A 4,645-nucleotide genomic window follows, 5' to 3' on the forward strand; every position below is an offset into this window, starting at 1 on the left:
CTCGTGCCCGGCGCGCCGCCGCTGGAGCGCCAGGCGCTGGTGCCGCTGCCCGGCGGACGCCGGCGGCGGCTGGGCGCGCGCCTGTCGGGCTGGGCCACCGAGGCCGGCCAGCGCCGCGTGATGGCCGTCGTCGAGGACCGCAGCGCCGAGGAGGAGCGCGACCTCGCCCAGCTCGAGATCGGCATGCTGATGGACACCGCCAGCATCGGTGTCGCCACCTACGACCCGGCGCGCGGCTGGCTGGTCTCCGACCGGCCGCGGCCGGCGCCGGCGGCCGCCGGCAAACGTGCCGGCGCCGGGCTGCAGGGCATCGGCCGCGAGCTCGTCGAGCCCGAGTCGATGGCCGAGTACGAGCGCCTGCAGCGTGCGCTGCGCCTGGGCGAACGCGCCGAGGTGCGCTACGCCGTGCGCCACCCCGAGCTGGGGCTGCGCTGGCTGCTCACGCGGGTCGAGCCGGGGGCGCTGTCGGGCGGCCGCACGACCTCCGTCGTCACGCTGGACGTCACCGACCAGGAGGTCGCGCAGCGCCGCAACGAGCAGCTGCTGCGCGAGCTGACGACCATCCTCGACGGCTCCAACGCCGGCATCGCCTACCTGCGCGGGGCGCTGCTGGTGCGCTGCAACCACCGCTTCGAGCGCATGCTCGGCGTCGCCGCCGGCGCCGCCGCCGGGGCCTCGCTGCAGCAGCTCTTCGGCGCGCCCGACGGCAGCGGCGGCATCGCCGCCGAGATCACGCGCGCGATGGCCGAGGGCCGCGGCTACGAGACCGAGCTCGTCGCCGGCGAACGCCGCGGCCAGCCGGTCTGGTACTCGCTGTCGGTGCACCGCGCCGAGTCGGCGCTGCCCGAGGCCGAGGCCGAGGCCGTGGCGGTGCTGACCGACATCTCCTCGCTGAAGGCGCAGCAGGGCGAACTCGAGCGCCTGCTGCGCGAGCGCGACCTGATGTTCGACCTGTCCGACGTCGGCATCGCGACGATGCGCGGCCCGCGCATCGAGCGCGCCAACCAGGCGCTGTCGCGGCTCACCGGCTACCGGCCCGAGGAGCTGGTGCAGCTGCCGACCGCCAGCCTGTGCCCCGAAGGCGAATGGGAGCAGCGCGAGCGCGAGGTGCGCGACGCGCTCGCCACCGAAGGCCGCTTCAACGGCGAACGCACGCTGCGCCGCAAGGATGGCGAACTGGTCTGGGTGCAGGCCGCGGTGCGCCCGGTCGACGCCGAGGATGCCGGCGCCGGGCTGATCTGCTCCTTCGTCGACATCGACGCGGCGGTGCGCGCGCGCCGTTCGCTGCAGGTGCAGGCCGAGCGCACGCGGGCGATCCTGAACTCGGTGCTGGTGGGCATCGTCACCGTCGGCGACACCGGCATCACCTGGATGAACCGCTCGGCGCAGCGCATGTTCGCCGGCGAGCTGGCCGACTTCATCGGCCGGCCGATCGCCACCGTCGCCACGCCCGAGGACGAGCATCCGCTGCGCCGCGGCGACTGGAGCGAGCGCCTGGCCGCCGGCGAGACCGAGCCCTTCGAGTGCCGGCTGCAGGCCCGCGACGGGCGCGAGTTCTGGGTCGTCGGCAGCGTCGTCGCCACCGCCAGCGAGTCCAGCGGCCCGCAGCTGACCTTCGCGCTGCTCGACGTCGAGCGCCGCCGCCAGGCGCAGATCGCGATCGAGCAGGCGCGCGAGTCGCTGCGCCGCATCATCGAGACCGCGCCGCTGGCGATCGCGCTGTTCGACGCCGCCGAGCTGCGTGTGCAGGAATGCAACCACGTCGCCGCGACGCTGTTCGGCCGCCCGGTCGACGAGGCGCTGGGGCGCACGCCGGCCGAGCTCTGCAAGCCTGCCACCGCGCAGGCCGTCGAGGACTGGCTGCGTGCCGCGGCCGCCGGCACCGACCTGCAGCGCCACGAGCTGCGCGAGCTCGGCGCCGCCGGGCAGACCACGGTCTGGGACACGCGCATCGCGCCGGTGGCCGGGCCGGTGGGCGCGCCGCTGCTGCTGCTCGTGGCCAGCGACGTCACCGAGGAGCGTGAGGCCGAGCAGGCGCGGCTGACGGCCGAGATCGTGCAGCGCGAGTCGCTGGTGCGCGAGGTGCACCACCGCATCAAGAACAACCTGCAGGGCGTGGCCGGGCTGCTGCGCCACAACGCCAAGCAGCACCCCGAGATGGGCTGGCTGCTGTTCGAGGCCGAGGCCCAGGTGCAGGCCATCGCCCAGGTCTTCGGCCTGCAGGTGCGCAGCGGGCCGCTGGGTGCGGCCGCCGTGGTCGGCGCGATCGCCCAGTCGGTGCGCCGGGCCTTCGGCCGGGCGGTGCTGTTCTCCGCCGCGCCGGGCGCCGAGCGCTACCTGCTGCCCGAGGCCGAGGCGATCCCGATCGCGCTGTGCGTCAACGAGCTGCTGGCCAACGCAGTCAAGCACGCGCCCGAAGGCGACCTGCAGTGCCTGATCACGCCGGGCGAGGCCGCCGGCGAGCTCGTCGTCGAGGTGCGCAACCCCGGCCGCCTGGCCGAGGGCTTCGACATCGACCAGGTGCCGCGCGGCATGGGCGGCCTGGCGCTGGTGCGTTCGCTGCTGCCGCGCGGGGCCACGCTGTCCCTCGAACAGGCGGGTGGCGAGGTCCGTGCGCGCATCCTGCTGCGTCCGCCGCGTGTTCTGCTGCAGCCGTAGGCGAGAATAGCGGCGGTCGCGCGGAGGGCGACGGTTCGATGGCTTCGAAGGGCAGGATTCTGGTGGTGGACGACGACCGCCTCGTGCTCGCCGCCGTGACACACGGTCTGGCGCAGGCGGGGTACGAGGTCGTGGACGCCGACAACGGTGACGAGGCCATTCTCAAGGCCCGCCAGCTGCGCCCCGAGATCGCGCTGCTGGACATCCGCATGGAAGGCAAGAGCGGCTTCGACGTCGCCGAGTACCTGCGTGACGTCGCCCGCATCCCGTTCATGTTCCTGTCGGCCTTTGCCGACGAGGCGACGATCGCCAAGGTCCACGAGCTCGGCGCCGTGGCCTACCTGATCAAGCCGCTGGACATCGACCAGATCCTGCCGACCGTCGACGACGCGTTCGCGCGGCTGCGCGCCGGCCAGCTCGCGCCGCCGCCGGCGGTCGCGCCGGTGGTGGCCGCCGCCGCGCCTGCGCCCGAGCCGCTGTCGGACCCGCTGCCGCTGGCCGTCGGCGTGCTGATGCACCGCCACTCGCTGTCGCGCCAGGCGGCGCGCCAGCGCCTGCAGCGCATGGCCGCCGAGCAGGGCATCGCCGAGACGGCGCAGGCCGAGCGGCTGGTCGCCGCGGTCGAGGAGCTCGCGCGCTCGTCCTGAGGCGCGGCGCGCCTCAGTCGCGCAGCGTGAAGTGGAAGGTCGCGCCGCGGCCGGGTTCGGCCTCGGCCCAGACCTCGCCGCCGTGGCGGCGCACGATGCGCCGCACCGACGCCAGGCCGACGCCGCTGCCGGGGAACTCGCTGGCGCTGTGCAGGCGCTGGAACAGGCCGAACAGCCGGTCGGCCGAGCGCATGTCGAAGCCCGCGCCGTTGTCGCGCACGTAGTACGAGACGCGGCCCTCGTGCGGCTGGCTGGCGAAGACGATGCGCGCCTTCGGGTTGCGCGCGCTGTACTTCCAGGCGTTGCCGAGCAGGTTCTCGAGCACCAGGCGCAGCAGCGTCGGGTCGCCGCGCGTCGCCAGGCCGGGCTCGATCTCGACCTCGACGCGGCGCTCCGGCGGCGACTGCCGGCGCAGGTCGTCGACGACCCAGGCCGCGAGCTGCGACAGGTCCACCGGCTGGCGTGCCAGCGGTTGCTGCGACAGCTTGGCCAGCGCCAGCATCGAGTCGATCATGTGGTTCATGCGCGCCGCCGCGCCGAGCACCCGGTCCAGGTGCTCGTTGCCGAGACGGTCGAGCTGGCGGCCGTAGTCCTCCTTCAGGATGCGCGTGAAGCCTTCGACGACGCGGATCGGCGCGCGCAGGTCGTGCGAGACGGTGAAGCTGAACGCCGCGCCGTCGCCTTCTTCGCCGGCGCGGGCGGCCTGCATCACCAGCAGCCCGGCCTCGGCCTCGATGTCGCAGCGGCGCAGCACCCAGCCGTCGACCTCGGTCGCGCTGCCCGGCGCCGAGGCGGCGAGCGCCTCGCGCACCGCGGCCGGCAGCCGCGCGAGGACCTCGCCCCAGGCTGGGGCGTCGCGCTCCAGCCAGCGGCGGGCCGCCGGGTTGAGGGCACGCAGCGCCCAGCCGTCGGCGCGGCCGTCGCCGGCGGCCAGCAGCGCCGGCACGTCGACGGCCTGCAGCACCGCCTGCAGCGCCGCATGGTCGGCCGCCAGCGCGTCCTGCGCCGCCACCGGCTCGGCGGTGCCGCTGAAGCCGTCGAAACGGCCGAGTTCGTCGAAGCTCGGCGCGCCGCGCAGCCGCCAGGCGCTGCCGTCGGCGCGCAGGCGCACGCGCAGCGCGCGGAAGGCGCGCTGCGTCGCCAGCCGTGCGCCGAGATCGCCGTCGGCTTCGGGATGCGAGGTCTCGAACTGCTCGCACAGCGGGCCGCCGGCGGCCGGGCCGCCGACGCTGCTGCCGGCCGGCGGCTGCAGCGCGACGAGGCGGTGCGACGCGTCGCTGCGCCAGACCCCAGCCGTCCAGCAGCGACTCGGCCTCGCGGCGCGCGGCGCGGGCGCCCCG

Annotated in this window: 3 protein-coding genes; 2 read left to right on the forward strand and 1 reads right to left on the reverse strand. The window is 75.4% G+C overall.

Annotation, left to right across the window (positions count from 1 at the left end; translation table 11 throughout):
• Together RBXJA2T_RS19570 and RBXJA2T_RS15035 are read left to right on the forward strand one after the other, a co-directional pair.
• A partial coding sequence (locus tag RBXJA2T_RS19570) for a PAS domain S-box protein (RefSeq protein WP_009858260.1) occupies positions 1–2,658 on the forward strand: 2,658 nt, incomplete at its 5' end.
• Positions 2,659–2,723: 65 nt separating this feature from the next.
• A complete protein-coding gene (locus tag RBXJA2T_RS15035) occupies positions 2,724–3,305 on the forward strand; it encodes a response regulator (protein ID WP_009858261.1) in 582 nt (193 codons plus the stop codon).
• A gap of 13 nt (positions 3,306–3,318) precedes the next feature.
• On the opposite strand, the gene RBXJA2T_RS20440 is transcribed toward RBXJA2T_RS15035, so the two are convergent.
• Positions 3,319–4,645 (reverse strand): sensor histidine kinase (locus RBXJA2T_RS20440; protein ID WP_009858262.1); only part of this gene is annotated, 1,327 nt, incomplete at its 5' end.

The sequence above is a fragment of the Rubrivivax benzoatilyticus JA2 = ATCC BAA-35 genome (assembly GCF_000190375.1).
GTDB lineage: Bacteria > Pseudomonadota > Gammaproteobacteria > Burkholderiales > Burkholderiaceae_C > Rubrivivax > Rubrivivax benzoatilyticus.